The 17,537-nt window shown below is 54.8% G+C and carries 13 protein-coding genes; 1 reads left to right on the top strand and 12 read right to left on the bottom strand.

Going from position 1 to position 17,537, the window contains the following annotated elements; translation table 11 throughout:
• Positions 1-101: 101 nt before the first annotated feature.
• From ACIONG_RS24525 to ACIONG_RS24495, 7 genes are all read right to left on the bottom strand, one after another.
• The gene (locus ACIONG_RS24525; protein ID WP_401303248.1) at positions 102-1,526 is read right to left on the bottom strand and encodes a gamma-aminobutyraldehyde dehydrogenase; all 1,425 of its coding nucleotides are present in this window, start codon (positions 1,524-1,526) and stop codon (positions 102-104) included.
• Between the two features lie 164 nt (positions 1,527-1,690).
• On the bottom strand, positions 1,691-2,500 hold the full coding sequence (locus ACIONG_RS24520; RefSeq protein WP_123534392.1) for an ABC transporter permease: 810 nt from the start codon (positions 2,498-2,500) through the stop codon (positions 1,691-1,693).
• Positions 2,490-3,425 (bottom strand): ABC transporter permease, encoded by a 936-nt coding sequence (locus ACIONG_RS24515; RefSeq protein WP_103307313.1) that lies wholly within the window; start codon positions 3,423-3,425, stop codon positions 2,490-2,492. The genes ACIONG_RS24520 and ACIONG_RS24515 overlap by 11 nt, the downstream gene beginning before the upstream one ends.
• Before the next feature lies 1 nt (position 3,426).
• Positions 3,427-4,464, bottom strand: coding sequence for an ABC transporter ATP-binding protein (locus ACIONG_RS24510; RefSeq protein ID WP_315446418.1), 1,038 nt, complete (start codon positions 4,462-4,464; stop codon positions 3,427-3,429).
• Between the two features lie 261 nt (positions 4,465-4,725).
• Positions 4,726-5,877: a putative ABC transporter substrate-binding protein YdcS gene (gene ydcS / locus ACIONG_RS24505; RefSeq protein WP_401303245.1), complete on the bottom strand. Its 1,152-nt coding sequence runs from the start codon at positions 5,875-5,877 to the stop codon at positions 4,726-4,728.
• A gap of 83 nt (positions 5,878-5,960) precedes the next feature.
• Positions 5,961-7,418, bottom strand: coding sequence for a gamma-aminobutyraldehyde dehydrogenase (locus ACIONG_RS24500; RefSeq protein WP_103307316.1), 1,458 nt, complete (start codon positions 7,416-7,418; stop codon positions 5,961-5,963).
• Positions 7,419-7,548: 130 nt separating this feature from the next.
• Positions 7,549-8,463, bottom strand: coding sequence for a LysR family transcriptional regulator (locus ACIONG_RS24495; protein ID WP_007967749.1), 915 nt, complete (start codon positions 8,461-8,463; stop codon positions 7,549-7,551).
• Between the two features lie 178 nt (positions 8,464-8,641).
• On the opposite strand from ACIONG_RS24495, the gene ACIONG_RS24490 reads away from it, so the two are divergent.
• On the top strand, positions 8,642-9,358 hold the full coding sequence (locus tag ACIONG_RS24490; RefSeq protein ID WP_401303243.1) for a tellurite resistance TerB family protein: 717 nt from the start codon (positions 8,642-8,644) through the stop codon (positions 9,356-9,358).
• A gap of 12 nt (positions 9,359-9,370) precedes the next feature.
• Here the strand turns inward: ACIONG_RS24490 and ACIONG_RS24485 are convergent, their stop codons facing one another.
• From ACIONG_RS24485 to tssI, 5 genes are all read right to left on the bottom strand, one after another.
• Positions 9,371-9,913 carry a hypothetical protein gene (locus tag ACIONG_RS24485; protein WP_401303241.1) on the bottom strand — a complete coding sequence of 181 codons (543 nt, stop codon included), beginning with the start codon at positions 9,911-9,913 and terminating at the stop codon, positions 9,371-9,373.
• A 1,103-nt stretch (positions 9,914-11,016) separates the two neighbouring features.
• Positions 11,017-11,742, bottom strand: coding sequence for a hypothetical protein (locus ACIONG_RS24480; protein WP_401303239.1), 726 nt, complete (start codon positions 11,740-11,742; stop codon positions 11,017-11,019).
• Positions 11,743-11,747: 5 nt separating this feature from the next.
• Positions 11,748-15,128 (bottom strand): toxin VasX, encoded by a 3,381-nt coding sequence (locus tag ACIONG_RS24475; protein ID WP_401303237.1) that lies wholly within the window; start codon positions 15,126-15,128, stop codon positions 11,748-11,750.
• Positions 15,121-16,008, bottom strand: a complete 888-nt coding sequence (locus tag ACIONG_RS24470; protein WP_401303235.1) for a DUF4123 domain-containing protein — start codon at positions 16,006-16,008, stop codon at positions 15,121-15,123. The genes ACIONG_RS24475 and ACIONG_RS24470 overlap by 8 nt, the downstream gene beginning before the upstream one ends.
• Positions 16,005-17,537 (bottom strand): type VI secretion system tip protein TssI/VgrG (gene tssI, locus ACIONG_RS24465; RefSeq protein ID WP_401303233.1); only part of this gene is annotated, 1,533 nt, incomplete at its 5' end. The genes tssI and ACIONG_RS24470, both read right to left, overlap by 4 nt.

Here is a 17,537-nt window from a genome sequence, read left to right as displayed (position 1 = left end):
GGTTTCTGCCATGAAGCCGGGGTGACGCCATCGCGAGCAGGCTCACTCCTACAGGTTGAAATGCGATCCCTTGTAGGAGTGAGCCTGCTCGCGATGCTTTTTTAGTGCTTGAACATCACATGCCGAACCGTGGTGTAGTCCTCCAGCCCATACATCGACATGTCTTTCCCGTAACCGGACAACTTCTGACCGCCATGGGGCATTTCGCTGACGAGCATGAAGTGCGTGTTCACCCACGTGCAGCCGTACTGCAAACGCGCCGACATGCGATGTGCGCGTCCTACATCCGCCGTCCATACGGAGGAAGCGAGGCCGTAGTCCGAATCGTTGGCCCACTCCAGCGCCTGTGATTCATCGGTGAACTTGGTCACCGAAACCACAGGGCCAAACACTTCGCGGCGGACGATTTCGTCGTCCTGCTGCGCATCGGCCAGTACGGTCGGTTCAAAGAAGAAACCATTACCTTCGCCAGCCTTGCCGCCCGTGATCAAACGAATGTGTGGCTGTGCCACCGCTCGCTCGACAAACCCGGCAACGCGGTCGCGATGTTGCGCAGTAATCAACGGCCCCAGCTCGGTCGACGGATCATCCTGTAAGCCGTATTTGATTGTGCTCACCGCCGCGCCGAGCTTCTCGACGAATTTGTCGTAGATGCCTTGTTGCGCATAGATCCGGCACGCAGCGGTGCAATCCTGCCCTGCGTTGTAGAAGCCGAAGGTACGAATGCCTTCAACTGCCGCATCGATATCGGCGTCGTCGAAGATGATCACCGGCGCCTTGCCGCCCAGTTCCATGTGCATGCGTTTAACACTGTCGGCGGTGCTGGAAATGATGTTGGCGCCCGTGGCGATGGAACCGGTCAGCGAAACCATGCGCACTTTCGGGTGTGTAACCAACGGACTGCCGACGGTAGGACCACGGCCGAATACCAGATTGAGCACACCGGCCGGGAATATTTCCGACGCCAGTTCGGCCAGACGTAACGCGGTCAGCGGGGTTTGTTCTGACGGCTTGAGCACCACGGTATTACCGGCGGCCAATGCTGGAGCGATTTTCCAGGCGACCATCATCAGCGGGTAGTTCCACGGCGCGATGGAGGCGATCACTCCGACCGGGTCACGGCGAATCATCGAGGTGTGGCCAGGCAGGTATTCGCCCGCGGCCGAACCGCTCATGCAACGGCTGGCGCCGGCGAAGAAGCGGAACACGTCGGCAATCGCCGGGATCTCGTCGTTGAGCGCGGAGCTGTAGGGTTTGCCGCAGTTATCGGATTCGAGTTTGGCCAGTTCTTCGCCGTGGACTTCGATGGCGTCGGCGAGTTTGAGCAGTAGCAGGGAGCGGTCTTTCGGCGCTGTTTGCGACCAGTCGGCGAAGGCGTTGTCGGCGGCGCGTACGGCGGCATCGACCTGGGCTTCTGTGGCTTCGTTGATTTCCACCAACACTTCGCCGAGTGCCGGGTTGAGCACCGGTTGGGCGGGGCCTTCGCCGTTGACCAGGTGGCCGTTGATCAAGAGTTTGGTTTGCATGGGTTTGTCCTCACTAACACTTTTGTTGTTCTGGCCGAATCGAGAACCCTGTGGGAGCGGGCTTGCCCGCGATGAGGCATTCCCATTCAAAATTGATGGTGGCTGACGCACCGCCATCGCGGGCAAGCCCGCTCCCACAGGGGATTGTGGTGTCGGTTATGAATTCATTTGCCGCCACTGCCCGCGACACTCTCACCACCCCGAGTCAGGTAGTACGCGCCTAGAATCGGCAGCATGGTCACCATCATTACCAGCATCGCGACGACGTTGGTCACCGGCACATCCCGTGGCCGGCTCAGCTGGTTGAGCAGCCACAATGGCAAGGTGCGTTCATGCCCGGCGGTAAACGTGGTGACGATGATTTCGTCGAACGACAGCGCAAACGCCAACATGCCGCCGGCCAGCAACGCCGAGCCGAGGTTCGGCAGGATGATGTAGCGAAAGGTCTGCCAGCCATCGGCGCCGAGATCCATCGAAGCCTCTATCAAACTGTGCGAAGTACGGCGCAGGCGGGCGATGACGTTGTTGTAGACGATCACCACACAGAAGGTCGCGTGGCCGACGATGATGGTGAACATCCCCGGCTCGATCCCCAGCGTCTTGAACGTCGCGAGCAAGGCGATCCCGGTGATGATCCCCGGCAACGCAATCGGCAAAATCAGCATCAGCGAAATGCCCTGCTTGCCGAAGAAGTCCCGCCGGTACAGCGCCGCCGAAGCCAAGGTGCCGAGCACCATCGCGATCAACGTGGCGATGGCCGCAATTTGCAGCGACAACTTGATCGATTCCAGAACGTCAGGCCGCGAAAACGCCACGCTGAACCAGTGCAACGTGAAGCCCTTCGGTGGAAAGCTGAACGCGGCCTCTTCGGTGTTGAAGGCGTAAAGGAAGATGATCAGGATCGGGAAGTGCAGAAACACCAACCCGCCCCAGGCTGCGATGCGCAGACCCAGTGAAGCGCGCTCAGAGTGCATCGAAGGCCCCCAGTCGTTTGACGATGGACAGGTAGACCGCGATCAACACAATCGGCACCAACGTGAACGCGGCGGCCATCGGCATGTTGCCGATCGCACCTTGCTGCGCATACACCATGCTGCCGACGAAGTACCCCGGCGGGCCGACCAGTTGCGGCACGATGAAGTCGCCCAAGGTCAGGGAAAAGGTGAAGATCGAACCGGCCGCAATCCCCGGAATCGACAGCGGCAAAATCACCTGCATAAAGGTCTGGCGCGGTTTGGCGCCGAGGTCGGCTGAGGCCTGCAACAGCGATGGCGGCAAGCGCTCCAGCGAAGCCTGAATCGGCAGGATCATGAACGGCAACCAGATGTAAACAAACACCATGAACCGCCCGAGATGCGAGGTCGACAAGGTGCTGCCACCGACGCCAGGAATCCCAAGGATGAACTGCAACACCGGCTCCAGCCCCAAGTGCTGCACGAACCACTGCGCCACGCCACCCTTGGCCAACAGCAACGTCCACGCGTAAGCCTTGACGATGTAACTGGCCCACATCGGCATCATCACCGCGATGTAGAAAAACGCTTTGGTCTTGCCCGTGGTGTAGCGCGCCATGTAATAGGCGATCGGAAACGCGACGATGGCGCTGGCAATCGACACGACGATGGCCATGCTCAGCGTGCGCAGGATGATGTCGAAGTTCGAAGGCTGAAACAGCGCAGTAAAATTCGCCAATGTCAGGTCAGGGGTGACCGCCATGGTGAAGTCGTCGAAGGTATAGAAACCCTGCCACAACAGCACCAGCAACGAGCCGAGATAGATCGCGCCAAACCACAGCAGCGGCGGCACCAGCAGCATCGACAGATACAGATTTGGCTTGCGATAGAGCAGGTTGGAAAACCTGCGCAAGGGCGGCGATTGAGTCATCGCGAGCGTGCTCATGTCACACCCCGCTTGTTACGGTGTCGTGCAGCGGGATCATCGCTTCACGCGCCCAACGCGCGCTCAGGCGCTGGCCGGTCTGATGCTGGGCGCCGCTGTCGATCCACTGATTGTTAGCGTGGCTGATGCTCAGGGTCTGGCCGTTTTCCAGTTTTAATTCATAGCGCGTGGCGCTGCCCTGATATTGGATGTCGTGGAGCAATCCGCTGACCTCGATTTCGTGGCTGGCGAGTGGGCCCTCGGCGAAACGCACGTGTTCCGGACGGATCGAAAACGGCTGCGGATGACCGCTGATTTGGCGAGCCAGATCACCACGAATGACGTTTGAAGTGCCGACAAATTCAGCCACGAAAGTGGTGGTCGGTTTCATGTACAGATTGCGCGGCGTGTCGACCTGTTCGATGCGGCCCTTGTTGAATACGGCGACACGGTCGGACATCGACAGGGCTTCAGTCTGATCGTGGGTGACGAAGATGAAGGTGATGCCGAGTTGGCGTTGCAGCTTCTTCAGTTCGCTCTGCATTTGCTCGCGCAGTTTCAGGTCGAGGGCGCCGAGCGGCTCGTCTAGCAACAGCACGCGCGGACGATTGACCAGCGCGCGGGCGAGGGCGACACGCTGGCGCTGACCACCGGACAACTGCACCGGTTTGCGTGCGCCGTAACCGCCGAGGGCGACCATGTCCAAGGCTTCTTCGGCACGTTTGTGCCGTTCGCTTTTGCCGACGCCTTTGACCTTCAGGCCGTAGGCGACGTTGTCGAGGACGTTCATGTGCGGGAACAGCGCGTAATCCTGAAACACCGTGTTTACATCACGTTGATACGGCGGCAGACCGGCCGCTTCGGCGCCGTGAATGCGGATCGAGCCGGCGCTCGGTTGTTCGAACCCGGCGATCAGGCGCAGGCAGGTGGTCTTGCCCGAGCCGGAAGGGCCGAGCATGGAAAAGAACTCGCCGTCCTCGATATCGATGGAAACCCGGTCAACGGCCTTCACTTCGCCAAACTGCCGGGAAACGTTGGTGAACTGGACTGCAAGCGTCATGGTGCGGTGCTCCAAAAAGGCGAAAGCCGTCGCAGCGGCCCTGCCTGGACTTTTTCGAGTGATCGTTCCCACGCTCTGCGTGGGAATGCAGCCTGTGACGCTCTGCGTCACCTCGTGCAAATGGACGCGGAGCGTCCGGTGATGCATTCCCACGCAGAGCGGGGGAATGATCGGCATCTAACGGTGAATGCGATCCGCTTTTAGCTCCCTCTCCTCCAGGGGGCGAGGGGGAAAGGGAGTTCGACCGAGTTGTTCCCGGGCTTAACGGCCACCCATGATCGCGATGTAGTCCTGGGTCCAGCGGCTATACGGCACGAATTTGCCACCCTCGGCCTGCGGGGTTTTCCAGAAGGCGATCTTGTCGAACTGATCAAAGCCATTGGTCTTGCACCCCTCGGCACCGAGCAATTCGCTCTCCTTGCACGCCGCCGGTACCGCCGGCAACGAGCCAAACCACGCCGCCACATCACCCTGGACTTTCGGTTTCAGCGACCAGTCCATCCACTTGTACGCGCAGTTCGGGTGCTTGGCCTCGGCGTGCAGCATGGTGGTATCAGCCCAGCCAGTAGCGCCTTCTTTCGGAATGGTCGAAGCAATTGGCTGCTTCTCGTTCATCAGACCGTTGACCTGATACGGCCATGCGCTGGAAGCGACAACACCTTCGTTCTTGAAGTCGCTCATCTGCACCGTGGTGTCATGCCAGTAGCGGTGGATCAGCGGCTGCTGCGCGCGCAACAGATCGAGCACAGCCTTGTACTGCGCTTCGGTCAGTTGATACGGATCCTTGATCCCCAACTCAGGCTTGGCGGTTTTCAGATAAAGCGCCGCATCGGCAATGTAGATCGGACCGTCGTACGCCTGCACACGGCCCTTGTTCGGTTTGCCGTCGGGGAAATTCTGCGCGTCGAACAACACATTCCAACTGGTTGGTGGCGTCTTGAACACATTGGTGTTGTACATCAACACGTTCGGGCCCCACTGGTACGGGGTGCCGTAGGTCTGGTTGTTGACCACGTACCACGGCGCATCTTTCAGGCGCGGGTCGAGAGTCTTCCAGTTCGGGATCAACTCGGTGTTGATCGGTTGCACACGCTTGCCGACGATCAACCGCAGTGACGCATCGCCCGATGCAGTGACCAGGTCGTAACCGCCCTTGGCCATCAGGCTGACCATTTCGTCGGAGGTCGCAGCCGTCTTCACATTGACCTTGCAGCCGGTTTCCTGCTCGAAACCGGTCACCCAGTCGTAGGCCTTGTCGCTCTCGCCACGTTCGATGTAACCCGGCCACGCAACGATATCCAGCTGACCTTCGCCAGCGCCGACAGCCTTCAGCGGTTCTGCCGCTTGCAGGCTGGCGCTGGCCAGCAAGGCCGTGGTGATTGCACTGAGCAGTGCGGTCTTGTGCACGAACATGGTTGAACCCTCTTCTTTAAATTATGGTCGGGGCAGTTTTGAACGCGGTGAAGCGTGCCGTTTTCGGCTAGTTATTAGCGTAGTCAGAGATGCTGGCCGTGGCGGGCCATGATGTGCCGCACCACGCTGTAGTCCTGAAGCGAATCGCTGGATAAGTCTTTGCCGTAACCGGAGCGTTTCAGCCCGCCGTGGGGCATTTCGCTGACCAGCATGAAATGGCTGTTGATCCATGTGCAGCCGTATTGCAGGCGCGCGGCAACCTGCATCGCCTTGTCCAGATTCTGCGTCCACACCGACGAGGCGAGGCCGTATTCCGAATCGTTGGCCCAGTCGACGGCTTGCGCGAGTTCGTCGAAGCGGGTCACGGTGACCACCGGGCCGAACACTTCGCGCTGGACGATTTCATCGCTCTGTTTGCAACCGGCCAGCAGCGTCGGTTGATAGTAGAAACCGGCACCGGAATGCACCGCCGCACCGGTCACGCGTTCGATGTGCGGCTGGCCGAGGGCGCGTTCGACGAAACTGGCGACGCGGTCGCGTTGGCGGGTGCTGATCAGTGGGCCGATCTCGTTGTCGGCGTCACGTTTGCCGGCAAAGCGCAGGCTGCTGACTGCTGCGCCCAACTCAGCGACCAATTTGTCGTGGATGCCGGCCTGGGCGTAGATCCGGCAAGCAGCGGTGCAATCCTGACCGGCGTTGTAATAACCGTAGGTGCGCACGCCTTCGACGACGGCCTGGATGTCGGCGTCGTTGCAGACGATCACCGGGGCTTTGCCGCCGAGTTCGAGGTGCGTGCGTTTTAGGGTTTTCGCAGCGGCCTGGAGGATTTTCTGACCGGTGACGATATCGCCGGTCAGCGAGACCATGCGCACTTTAGCGTGGCCGACCAAGTGGCTGCCGACGCCTTCGCCACCGCCGCAGATGATGTTGATCACTCCACGCGGGAGGATTTCGGCCAACGCAGGCGCCAACGCCAGAATCGACAACGGCGTGTGTTCGGACGGTTTGAACACCAGCGTGTTGCCGGCGGCGAGGGCCGGGGCGATTTTCCACGCAGCCATCATGATCGGGTAGTTCCACGGCGCAATCGAGGCGACCACGCCAATCGGATCGCGACGCACCATGCTGGTATAGCCGGGCAGGTATTCGCCGCTGAGCTGGCCGGTCTGGCAACGCACGGCGCCAGCGAAGAAACGGAACACATCGACGGTGGCGGTCAGATCGTCCTGACGTGCCAAGTGCAGTGGCTTGCCGCAGTTCAGCGATTCGAGGCGGGCGAGGTGATCGGCGTGTTTTTCGACGGCGTTGGCGATGTCCAGCAACAGGTTGGAGCGTTGCTGCGGCGTGGTGCGCGACCAGCCGTCAAAGGCGCGGTGGGCGGCAAGGATCGCGGCTTCGACCTGCTCGGTGCTGGCCTCGGCGATGTGCGTGAGGATTTCACCGGTTGCCGGGTTGAGGATCGGCTCGACAAAACCTTCCCCGGCGACCAGTTCGCCGTCGATCAACAACGCGGTACACATCGGGGTTTGCACGCCAGCCATTTTCCGCGATCTCTTTTCTTGTGTGTTCATGACGCTCCCTGTGACCGGGAGCCGAACGTCTTATAGATGCAGCAAGACTAGTGCGCGGCTCCGAGGTCGACAAATTCTAAATACTGAAGGTGGCATTCGATTAAATAGATGGCTTGCGGCCGCCGTGGGGTTGTTCACGGGCGACGGTCAGGAATGGATCGACCAGAGCCGGGCGCGCGGTGCCACGGCGCCAGGCCAGACCGACATCGAGGGTCTGATTGAGATCGGCAATGGGCCGCGCCTCGATGATGTCGCCCTCCAGTGACCATGGGCGATAGGTCATGTCCGGCTGGATCGAAACGCCCAAGCCCGCCGCAACAAGGCTTCGCACGGCTTCGGTGGAGGCGGTTCTCAGGGTGATTTTCGGTTGCAGCCCGGCGCCGCGCCAAAGTCGCTGAGCGTTGCGATCCATTTCATCGACGTTCAATTGAATCAGCGGTTCGCGGGCAACGTCGGCGAGGTTGATGCTGTCGTGTTCCAGCAATGGATGTTGCGCCGGCAGCCATAAACGGTGCGGGGAGTGGGTCAGCACTTCCGTCTGCAAGGCATGGCGGTCTTCGAGATTGGAGAGGATCAATACACCGACATCGATCTCGCCGCTGACCAGCAAGTGCTCGATATAGGGCCGTTCATCCTCCATCACTCTTATTTCAACGTTGGGATAGGCCCGTTGAAATCGAGTCAATAGATCCGCGAGGTAATAACCGGCGACCAGACTGGTCACCCCGACGATCAACTGCCCGGCCACCTGATCAGTGCTCTGTTGCAGGCTGCGCTTGGCGTTGTCCACGGTCGCCAGAATCAGGTGCGCCTGGCGCAGGAATTGATGACCTTGGTGTGTCAGCGTCATGCCTTTAGCGTGACGGCTGAACAGGCTGACACCTATTTCTTCCTCCAGTTGCTGGATCGCCAGCGTCAGAGTCGATTGAGAGATAAACGCGGTTTGCGCGGCGGCGGAGATCGAGCCGGTTTCGGCCACGGCGATGAAGTGACGAATCTGACGCAAGGTCATCATGAGAAGGGGTACCCAGTGGGCGGTTTTTATAGATTGGCCTGAGTGTATATCTATTTTCGCGAACGCCTTGCGCCTACTGAGCAACATCTGGAAGCACACTCGCAAACAGGGCAGGGGCACTTTCGAACTAGGCTGAGGGCCTTATAGATCCGGATAACCCCTGTTTTGGAGACGGAACATGAACACCCGTGGATTGCTCGATCAACTACTCAAATCCGGCCAGGATCTGTTGCAAAACAAGGCCGGAGGCTCGCAGAACAAATCGTCCGGCGGCTTGGGCAGCCTGCTTGGCGGATCATCCAGCAAAGGCGCCCTCGGCGGCCTGCTCTCAGGCGCGGGCGGCGGCGCACTGGCGGCCGGCGCGATGGGCCTGCTGCTCGGCAACAAGAAAGTGCGCAAGGTCGGCGGTAAAGTCGCAATCTACGGCGGCCTCGCCGCCCTGGGTGTGCTGGCCTACAAAGCCTACGGCAACTACAACGCCCAAAAAGGCACCGCACCGCAAACCGAGCCACAAACCCTCGACCGCTTGCCACCCGCGCAAGCCGAACAACACAGCCAGGCAATCCTCAAAGCCCTGGTCGCTGCCGCCAAAGCCGACGGCCACATCGACGACCGCGAGCGCCAACTGATCGAAGGCGAGTTCAGCAAACTCGACAACGACCAGGAGCTACAACACTGGCTCCACGCCGAACTCAACAAACCCCTCGACCCGACCGACGTCGCCCGCGCCGCGAGTACCCCGGAGATGGCTGCGGAGATGTACATCGCCAGCGTGATGCTGGTGGACGAGGAGAACTTCATGGAGAAGAGCTACCTGGATGAGCTGGCGAAACAGTTGAAACTGGAGCCTGGGTTGAAGGTGGAGTTGGAGAAGCAGGTGCGCCAGTTGAACTGAAGCGCTAGCTCATCAAGGCCGATGAACATCATCAAAGTCATCGGCCTTCGGAGTAGAAACTATGCCCTTCGCTTCTTGAGCGCGGTAGTACGCCTCAATCGTCAACGACGGATCAATACGCGCTTTCACGATGCAGGGTTCTTTTTGCCATGGATACTCTTGCAACTGTTTGGCCAGAGCCTTCTGGCCGCCTGTGATCCAACCTTTCTCCGACTGATCTCTCCATCGTCTTGGGTTGCGGCCAGCTTTTGCGTCGTGGGCCACTGTCACGGGATTAAGATGGCGACTTTGCTCAAGCACGGGTAGGTCAGGTAGCGGCTGCGTGACATCCATGTAACGTTGTAAGCAATCCCAAAACGCCAGCGCATTTGGCTGGTCGAGGCTTATGGAGTGGATTTTGGCGGCCAAGCATACTTTGTTGTCCGTATAGCGATGATGCAGCCACAACGCGTAGTCGTGAGGGCCATAACCGCTTGGAAGCAGTTGCAGCACTGGATGGAACTCTTCAAAGGGGGCGGCGAAGAGTCGACGGAAGCGACGCTTGAAACGGAGCATACCGACCAGGCGGTTGAACTCGCTTCCGTCGTGGGTGCTTATTTTACTGTGGAGCCAAATCGTCTTTAAATTCTTAAATTAGTGATCCCATTTTTTCTGTGTGTATATGGCGGATTTGGGAAGTAGGCTCCTTAATATTTTTAAGTATTTTTCGAGTAGCTGCTTGTCTGGGAAGCGAGCTTCAAATCCTAGCGTTTGATCCGTGCAGTGTGTAATAACCATTAGTCTTTAATAGTCGATGGTTACGAAATTATAGTTAATCCATAGAGTACTATTTTTGCTGTGTGTTTCATTTGTCCAAAATAATAAAAAACGAACAGCGCCTAGAACTATAGCAACTGGACCTATTAAGAATAAAAGTGAATCGGTATAAATAGCCGCTGCGATGAAGGAGAGAATCGCCAGTGTCGCTATGATTTTAAATAGTGTATTCGCGAAGTCAGGGTAGTAGAGGTGGTAGTCTACTCGCCCTTTCTCATGATCTACTGTGTAGTTGTATACTGTCTTTTGACGCACAATTACTAGGATGATATAGGCTGCAAATGTTAGAAGTACTGTTCCTGTGGGTGCATATAATTATTATGCTGTCAGCAATTTTTGTGGATGCTAGCCAGGCAACATATGAAAAAATCAAAGAGAAGCCCGCAATTATTTGAAATTCGGCCTTTTTGATTTTCTTGGGTGATGCAGAGATAGTTTTGGTTTTCCAAGATATCAGATGAGTGTTGTGTTTTGGTGTTTTTAACTGATTTTGCATAAAATCCTCTTTGATAAAGTTGGGTTCTTTATTTTTTGTCTTAAAAGAACTGCCAATTTTATACGCTCTCTGATTTTTTACAGTCGCCTAGGTTATTTGTTTTACATTCTCTATGCGAGTGCTACGAAGGTGTTTTTATTTAGAAAGCTAATTGTAGTCTCCCTCCGGTCAGTTCCTCCGCCTTAGCGGGCTCAAGTGGTGTTCCGTGCTACATTTACGCTTGCTACTTTAAAAGTGTGTGCGCGAGATTTAACTTTTCTATAAAACTCGATACAGTTTTGTGCGGAATAAAATTGAAATCAATTTATGGATAAAGGATGGGGCGTTTCGAAACTGTGCCTGGTAATTACCATGGCCAACGCTCCTCGCGAAATTCAGTTTCATTTGGTAGTAGAGTTCGTAATATATCAAGACATTGATTTAATTGGCTGCTACTTGAAAATCTTAAATTTAATCCTACCGAGGGTTCATCGTTAAAAGTGGCAATGATCATGTTTCTTCTTCGATCTATTATGATAAGGTCATGTAAGGCCCATTGCGTGGATCTTTGTTTTACTTCGTTCTTCCATCCTAGTAGGAGTCGGATTGAACCAAGGGTCATCGCGACGGGGCCTATCAAGAAAAGAACTGATCCTGTATATATAGCTGCGAATATAAATAGTAACAGGATGGCGATTGCCGTTGTTCGAAATAAGGGGGCTGCGAAATTTGGGAAGTAAAGGTATTGCTCAATTGATGCACCACTTTGCGTAAGTCGGAAATTGAAAACCGTCTTTTGTCGCGTGATCATTAAAAGTCCAAATAGCATGCCGCAAATAATACTGCAAATCGCTATCCATGATTCAATGTTGTCACCAATGTTTTCCCACATTCGCCAAGTGACGCCAGCACAGAGCGCTATCGCGATCAATCCAAGAATTATCGGCCCTAAAATAATGTCTCGCCAAGGTTGGTCTAATGAGCGAACTGACCAGTTTATTATTTCAACTTCATCTTTAGTTGATGAGTCGTCCTCTAAAGAGGGGGAGGTATGGTGGTCAGGATTTTGTGAGGCTTCATATTTAGTAAGCATTGACTTTACTCTTGTATTGCTAGCGCTAGTGCACCTTCGCGGTTTTTTGATTTTACTTGCAAAGACGTTTTGCTCAGACCATCGGATTCTGTATTTCCAGCGGGATCTAGTTCTAACTGATATAGATAACCTCTATCTTCCTGACCTCCACTGACCACCAGAGTGGGGTACCAAATCTGAAATTCAACGTAGTCTGAGTTTTTGTCGAGTGGAATCCAAGTTTGCCATACAATGCTTTCGTCTTTTTTATTTGGTTTGTCAAATGTTGGGTAAGCGCCAAGAGTAGGCGCCGTGGTGGAAGATGTTGTAAATAAGTGTTCACTAACAAAATCACCTTCATCTAAGAAGGGGTCCTGTATCGGATCATCGGTTTTTACAACGGGTAGTATGCTAAAGGGGCTCTTGCTGCCAGTAATATTGAATTCTAATGTGAAGCCGCGTAATACAATTGGCAGGCGCCATTGTATCCATGCGCCATTTTGTATAGGGACGAGTTTGCTTCCCTGTTTAGGGATATATATGCGATCATACTTTACTGTGCTTCTTACGTGGATCTGCGGGCTAAGTTGGATTTCTAACAGTGTTCGATGCTCTTCGGCCTGCTCCGCTGGTGAGTCGATTAGAGCTTTATCTTTGGTTAGCGACCAGCTTGAATTTTTTAGCCACAGGCCTACAGCATCATTTTTAAAGTAATTTAGCGCTATTGTGGTGAATAAGTATATTGCCCCGAGTATTAACATCGCGAACGCAAACCAAGCCCCCATCATCGCAGTAGCCCAACTGCGCATCACAGTGGCTGCTAATAGTTGGCCCATTCCCCCCATGCCCATACCGACAACAGCTAAACCCTTTGCCCAAAGAGCTGCTTTTTCCTCAGAGGACTTTGCGTTGCTATAATCGTCTTGGATATCCCAAATTTCCAACGCAGTTGCGAGAACGGCGAAGCCGCCCATTGCTACCAGTCTTCTATTAAAAGCGCGAACCGCTGAACCCCAGGCTTGTGTCTCTCCTTTCGTTGAACTCCAATAGGTGGCCGACCTCTCCATTATTCCTATGGGCTGGTTTTTTATCGATGTGGTAAGTCCCTTAATAGAATTCCACTTACTTTCCACGAATACCGCGGCAAGCAAATTCGCGCTGTATCCCGCTCCGTATGTAATTTTTGCGTAATCCTTTTCATCGATTACACCGTCTTTTGTCAGTTGATGATAGGTGTTCGCAGTGTTTATGAAGTTTAAGAGAATGACTCCCCAAGTTATGGAGGTTGCGTTGATGCCTCCCCGTTGAGCAATTTGTCTAGCTTTGGCGGGCCAGTCTTTAGCCAAGTCTGCTTTTGATAATGCGAAACGTTTTATTTCATCACGTAGTAGTTCTGCATATTTATTATTTTGAAAGTCTAGTATTATGGGTTTCGAAAGTTCGTGGATCTTTAATTTGGTTTCTAAGGCTTGGATTCGCTTCCCCAAATTTCTGCGAGTTCTTTTTCTTTTTGAATTGCTCCATTGGTTTTTTTCAGAGGCTAATGAATTCGTTATTTCTAGTTTTGTCGACTTCCATTTGTCTACTTTTGATTTTATTTCGGTATCGACTACGATTCTTTCAGGCGAGTTGCTGAGTAATTGGCCGATAAGCATATTTCGTAGCAGGCTAATCATGCTTTGGTTTTTACCGGCCGCAAGTCGACTATCAGAGGGGATTAAAGCCAGAAGGATGATTTTTGCGGTCTCCTTTCCTTCTTCAGTGGCTAAGGTTTTTAGTGCTTTATATGTGTCTCTAGTAGATTGCTTTAGTTCTTTTATCCAGGTTTGTTCGGTGAAACCTTCATGATGAATGACGGCGTTTATTTCGCCGGCTCGAGTGGCTAAGGTAGTGTAGTCGCCGATACCGTCTAGTAATATGTTTGCGGGCTTCCCAAATGCAGATTTCAAATCTTCAGAGAAACCGTAACGAATAGCTCCAAACAGTGTTTCACTTTTTATTTCTTCTCTTGCTAGCCAAGCGCTAGCGTGTTGATTTTGACAGTATATAGTGAGTAAGTTTGCAAAAGCTTTTTGTAGTTTGTGCAGTTGCGTTGTATTTGTCGTGTCAAAAAATAATTTTAACGGGTCAGTACCAATGTGTTTAGACCAAAGCTCAAAGTCAGTCTGTGTTTGGTTAATTTTTTGTAGTAATGTCGTTCCGTTTTTTTTGTGTTTCAGGATGTATGCGTGTGCGCCGTCCAGATCAACGTGCCTGCGCCATTTTTCGCGCGCTTTCCAAGTTGTATAGTCTGTTTCACTTAGGGTAATGGAATACTTTCTTTTTAAGTTTTTTTCCATGTCGATAGCCTTGAAGCTTTCGGAGGGTATCAGCATTGCTGGTGCACCGCTCAGACCATCTGTAATCGCTTGGGTATCCTCTGCTTGGCGCTGGGTGAAGTATGCGTCTACATCGCGCTGATATTGGCGAGTCTTATCAGTGTCTCCCTTCACAGAAGTGGGTGTCGTCGATAAACTCGTTCCGCAGAGAGCCTCTACATTTTCTGCAATTTGGATTTTATGTTCGTGTTCTTGTTGCCACAATTGATATGCGACATGGTCAGCCGCTAACTGCATACCTAGATCATTTAAAATATCTAAAGGTGCGTCCAATGCGATTACTAAGGCGCTTTCTTTGTCAGGAACACTTCCCATCCAAAAGACATCTGCCGCCAAGGCTGTAAAGGCTGGCTCGCCGATTGAGTCGCCGGCTAGTGCGATCGGAGGAATGGCTGAGTCGGCGAAACGATTGTCAGCTTGAACAGCATCTTTGTCTACGTCTGCGGCAGCATCGGCAATGAGCGACAGCGGTAAGGTGTCGCGAGCTGATTGAGTGATACAGTAAGCAGGTAGATCGAGGCTTTTCATCCACTCTTTCCGACTCCCAATGTTCGAACGCATGTGTTCGCATATTCGCCACGTCCACTGGTTCGGTGAGTAAGCAATGCGTAAAGTATTTTTGCGAGGATAGATTAGGTAGTTCCTGCTTTCCCCTGATCCCGATCGCTCGTCTTTACCTATATCAGCATCCGCCCACTTGATACGAGTAAGTTGCCCAGTGCTTGATGCATAACTGTATTCATGCAATGTTTTTTCGGTTTCGTCGTAGACATAGACGTAACCCTTATACAGCTGCCGAAGTGTATATCCTCGAGTTTTTAGAGATGGTAACGCCGACCACTTGCCTGATTTGAGCAGCGGCTTAAGTTTTTTCGGATCTTCATCGTATCGAGAGCGATCCAGCGCGTAACGCATCGGAACGATTGCGACATCGGGGCCGGTGAGGGGGCAGCCTCCGGTGGCTTTTGCTGTGGTGGTGGGGAAACAGGCGTTGCGCTGTTGTTGGAGTGTTCCGCTCTTGTCAGCCATTTGCAGTGTCCTTTGCTTCCAGCGCTTGCTGGCGATAATCATCCAGTGCTTCGATACGCAGTTCGGGTGCCAAACGCCCTTTATCGGGGTTGTGGCTCAGCCACTCTTGATAGGGGCTGTCAGGGCGAGTGGCGAAGTCTCGTCCCCAGTCGACGCAGGTTTCCGCCCATGTTACCAGTCCTCGTTCGCTGACCAGTCCCCAGGCGCTGCCGCTGTCTAGAACGTGTTCTAGCCACCACTCAGTTTGATCGCTGTTCAGCAGTGAAAATGTTTGAGCGTCGCGGGTGTTCAGCCAGGCGTATAAGCGCTCTTTGAACTGCCATCGGTAGGCGAGTTCCAGGGCCGTGATTTGTTGCTCGCCGAGCAGGGCGAAGTTTTTTTCACGAGGGTCCTTTGACTGCGGTCTCGCGAACGGTGTAATCGGTGTATTGCTCGCGGACCGCCAGGTGTGGACCGGCGTCTTGATCCAAATTGTCTCTATAGGTCCCAGCACGTGACTGAGATGTTCCGGTCCGTAGCTGGAAAGCCAGTGATGCATGACGAGGGGATCGGCGAAACGCAAAAGACCTTCGCTGCCGTGCACATCTGGCGGACAGATAAAGTGTCGTAGATGGTCTGCTACTTCATTGAGTGAAGCGCGGCTGAACAACGGACAAGAATCGGCTTGAGTCAGGTGGTTTTGCTGCCAGTCTCTGAGGACGGAAGATTTCCCCTGCGGCTTCACGAGTATCGGCCCCAGATCTTTCAATTCCGCCCACCGCGTTCCCAGGTACAACGGCTCGATCTCCAGCGGTTCGCCGAGTTGGTACAGACTTGGGATCGCATCAGGACGCAGGACCCCGTCGATCAGCAGAAAGTTGGCGTTCGACGGGTAACTCATTTGGCGGCGTTCTTCGCTGCTTGCGCGGCAGCTTTCTCGCATATTTCACAGCGCGGCGTACGACGCATCAACGCCTGGCGCTGCGCAGGCACCAGCAACTGTCCGGCCTTATCCGCATCCGCCTGCTTCAACGGCCCCGGCAACAACGGCGCCGCTCCCGTGCCACTGCCCGGGCCACCGCCGGAGTTGATGTTGATCACCGGCCCGCTCATGGTCACGCCGCCGGCATCGATCTTGATGAAGCTGCCGCCACCGATCAGGGTCAGTTCGGCGCCGGCTTCCAGCACCACTTTCATACCGCTGCTCAGGTGAATTTCCTGCCCCGCATCAATGAACTGCCCGGTACCAATCTTGACGTGCTGATTCACCCCCACCGTCAGGTGATCATTGGCCTGCGCTTCAACCTTGCGGTCCTCAAAAACCGTGTGGTGTTCTTCGGCCTTGAATTCCGTGTAGCTATTCTTCTCGACCGTATCGTGACGTTCATTACCGACTCGAATCTTCTGGTCGTGCTCGATGTTTTCATCCCAATCGCGCTGGGCATGCAGGTAGATCTGCTCCTGACCTTTTTTGTCTTCGATGCGCAGTTCGTTGTAGCCGCTGCCGCCCATGGAGCTCAGGGTTTTGAAGGTGCTGCGCGTCTTGTTCGCCGGCAGCGCATAGGGGACGGTGTTTTCCTTGTGGTACAGGCAGCCGCTGATCAGCGGTTGGTCGGGGTCGCCTTCAAGGAAAGTCACGAGGACTTCCATACCGATGCGCGGGATGGCAATGCCGCCGTACTGGGCGCCGGCCCAGGCGGAGGAGACGCGCAGCCAGCAGCTGGTCTTGTCGTCGGCCTGGCCTTCGCGGTCCCAGTGGAACTGGACCTTGACGCGGCCGTACTGGTCGCAGTGGATTTCTTCACCTTTGGGGCCGGTGACCACGGCGCTCTGGCTGCCGAGGATGCGCGGTTTCGGGTGGCGCAGGGGCGGGCGGTTCGGCACGTCCCACGGGGTGGCCTGGAAGCGGTTGCGGTAGCCCTGGTGGAAATCGTCTTTCAGCGCGGTGGTGTCGCTGGTCACCGACTCTTCCAGCACTTGCGGCTGTTTGCCTTCGTGAAGGATTTCGGTGAGCAGCCAGAGGTCGTTCCACTTGGCTTTCGGGTGCGCAGTGAGTGCGAGGAAGTGGCCGCTGACCAGCAACGGTTGATCGCTTTTGCCTTCAGCCAATTGGAAGTCGCTGCGGTGACGTTCGAGGGCGCGTTTGGCCAGGTGTTTGCCGCGCTCGCGGTCGACGAAGCGGCCCGGGTAGTCGTAGTCCTCGAGGTCGGGCAGGGCGTCGCCACGGTTTTCGCTTTCGAGAGTGATTCGCGGTTTTTCGAAGTCGTAATCGCGGCGCGTGGTGCGGCTGGTGCGGGTTTCCAGTCGCAGGTCGAAGCGCTTGATCACCGGGTCACTGGCGACCATGCCGGAGTCTTGCTGATAGGCCACGGGTTTGAGTTTCGGGAACACCGTCTGGTCATCGCCGAAGATCAGTTTGTGTGCGGTGGC

Source organism: Pseudomonas sp. NPDC087817 (genome assembly GCF_044742875.1).
Lineage (GTDB): Bacteria > Pseudomonadota > Gammaproteobacteria > Pseudomonadales > Pseudomonadaceae > Aquipseudomonas.
This window is presented reverse-complemented; position numbering and strand designations above follow the sequence as displayed.

Coding starts and splice junctions, on each gene's coding strand:
- ACIONG_RS24525 (WP_401303248.1), bottom strand. CDS start 1,526: ATGCAAACCAAACTCTTGATCAACGGCCACCTGGTCAACGGCGAAGGC.
- ACIONG_RS24520 (WP_123534392.1), bottom strand. CDS start 2,500: ATGCACTCTGAGCGCGCTTCACTGGGTCTGCGCATCGCAGCCTGGGGC.
- ACIONG_RS24515 (WP_103307313.1), bottom strand. CDS start 3,425: ATGAGCACGCTCGCGATGACTCAATCGCCGCCCTTGCGCAGGTTTTCC.
- ACIONG_RS24510 (WP_315446418.1), bottom strand. CDS start 4,464: ATGACGCTTGCAGTCCAGTTCACCAACGTTTCCCGGCAGTTTGGCGAA.
- ydcS (WP_401303245.1), bottom strand. CDS start 5,877: ATGTTCGTGCACAAGACCGCACTGCTCAGTGCAATCACCACGGCCTTG.
- ACIONG_RS24500 (WP_103307316.1), bottom strand. CDS start 7,418: ATGGCTGGCGTGCAAACCCCGATGTGTACCGCGTTGTTGATCGACGGC.
- ACIONG_RS24495 (WP_007967749.1), bottom strand. CDS start 8,463: ATGATGACCTTGCGTCAGATTCGTCACTTCATCGCCGTGGCCGAAACC.
- ACIONG_RS24490 (WP_401303243.1), top strand. CDS start 8,642: ATGAACACCCGTGGATTGCTCGATCAACTACTCAAATCCGGCCAGGAT.
- ACIONG_RS24485 (WP_401303241.1), bottom strand. CDS start 9,913: ATGCTCCGTTTCAAGCGTCGCTTCCGTCGACTCTTCGCCGCCCCCTTT.
- ACIONG_RS24480 (WP_401303239.1), bottom strand. CDS start 11,742: ATGCTTACTAAATATGAAGCCTCACAAAATCCTGACCACCATACCTCC.
- ACIONG_RS24475 (WP_401303237.1), bottom strand. CDS start 15,128: ATGGCTGACAAGAGCGGAACACTCCAACAACAGCGCAACGCCTGTTTC.
- ACIONG_RS24470 (WP_401303235.1), bottom strand. CDS start 16,008: ATGAGTTACCCGTCGAACGCCAACTTTCTGCTGATCGACGGGGTCCTG.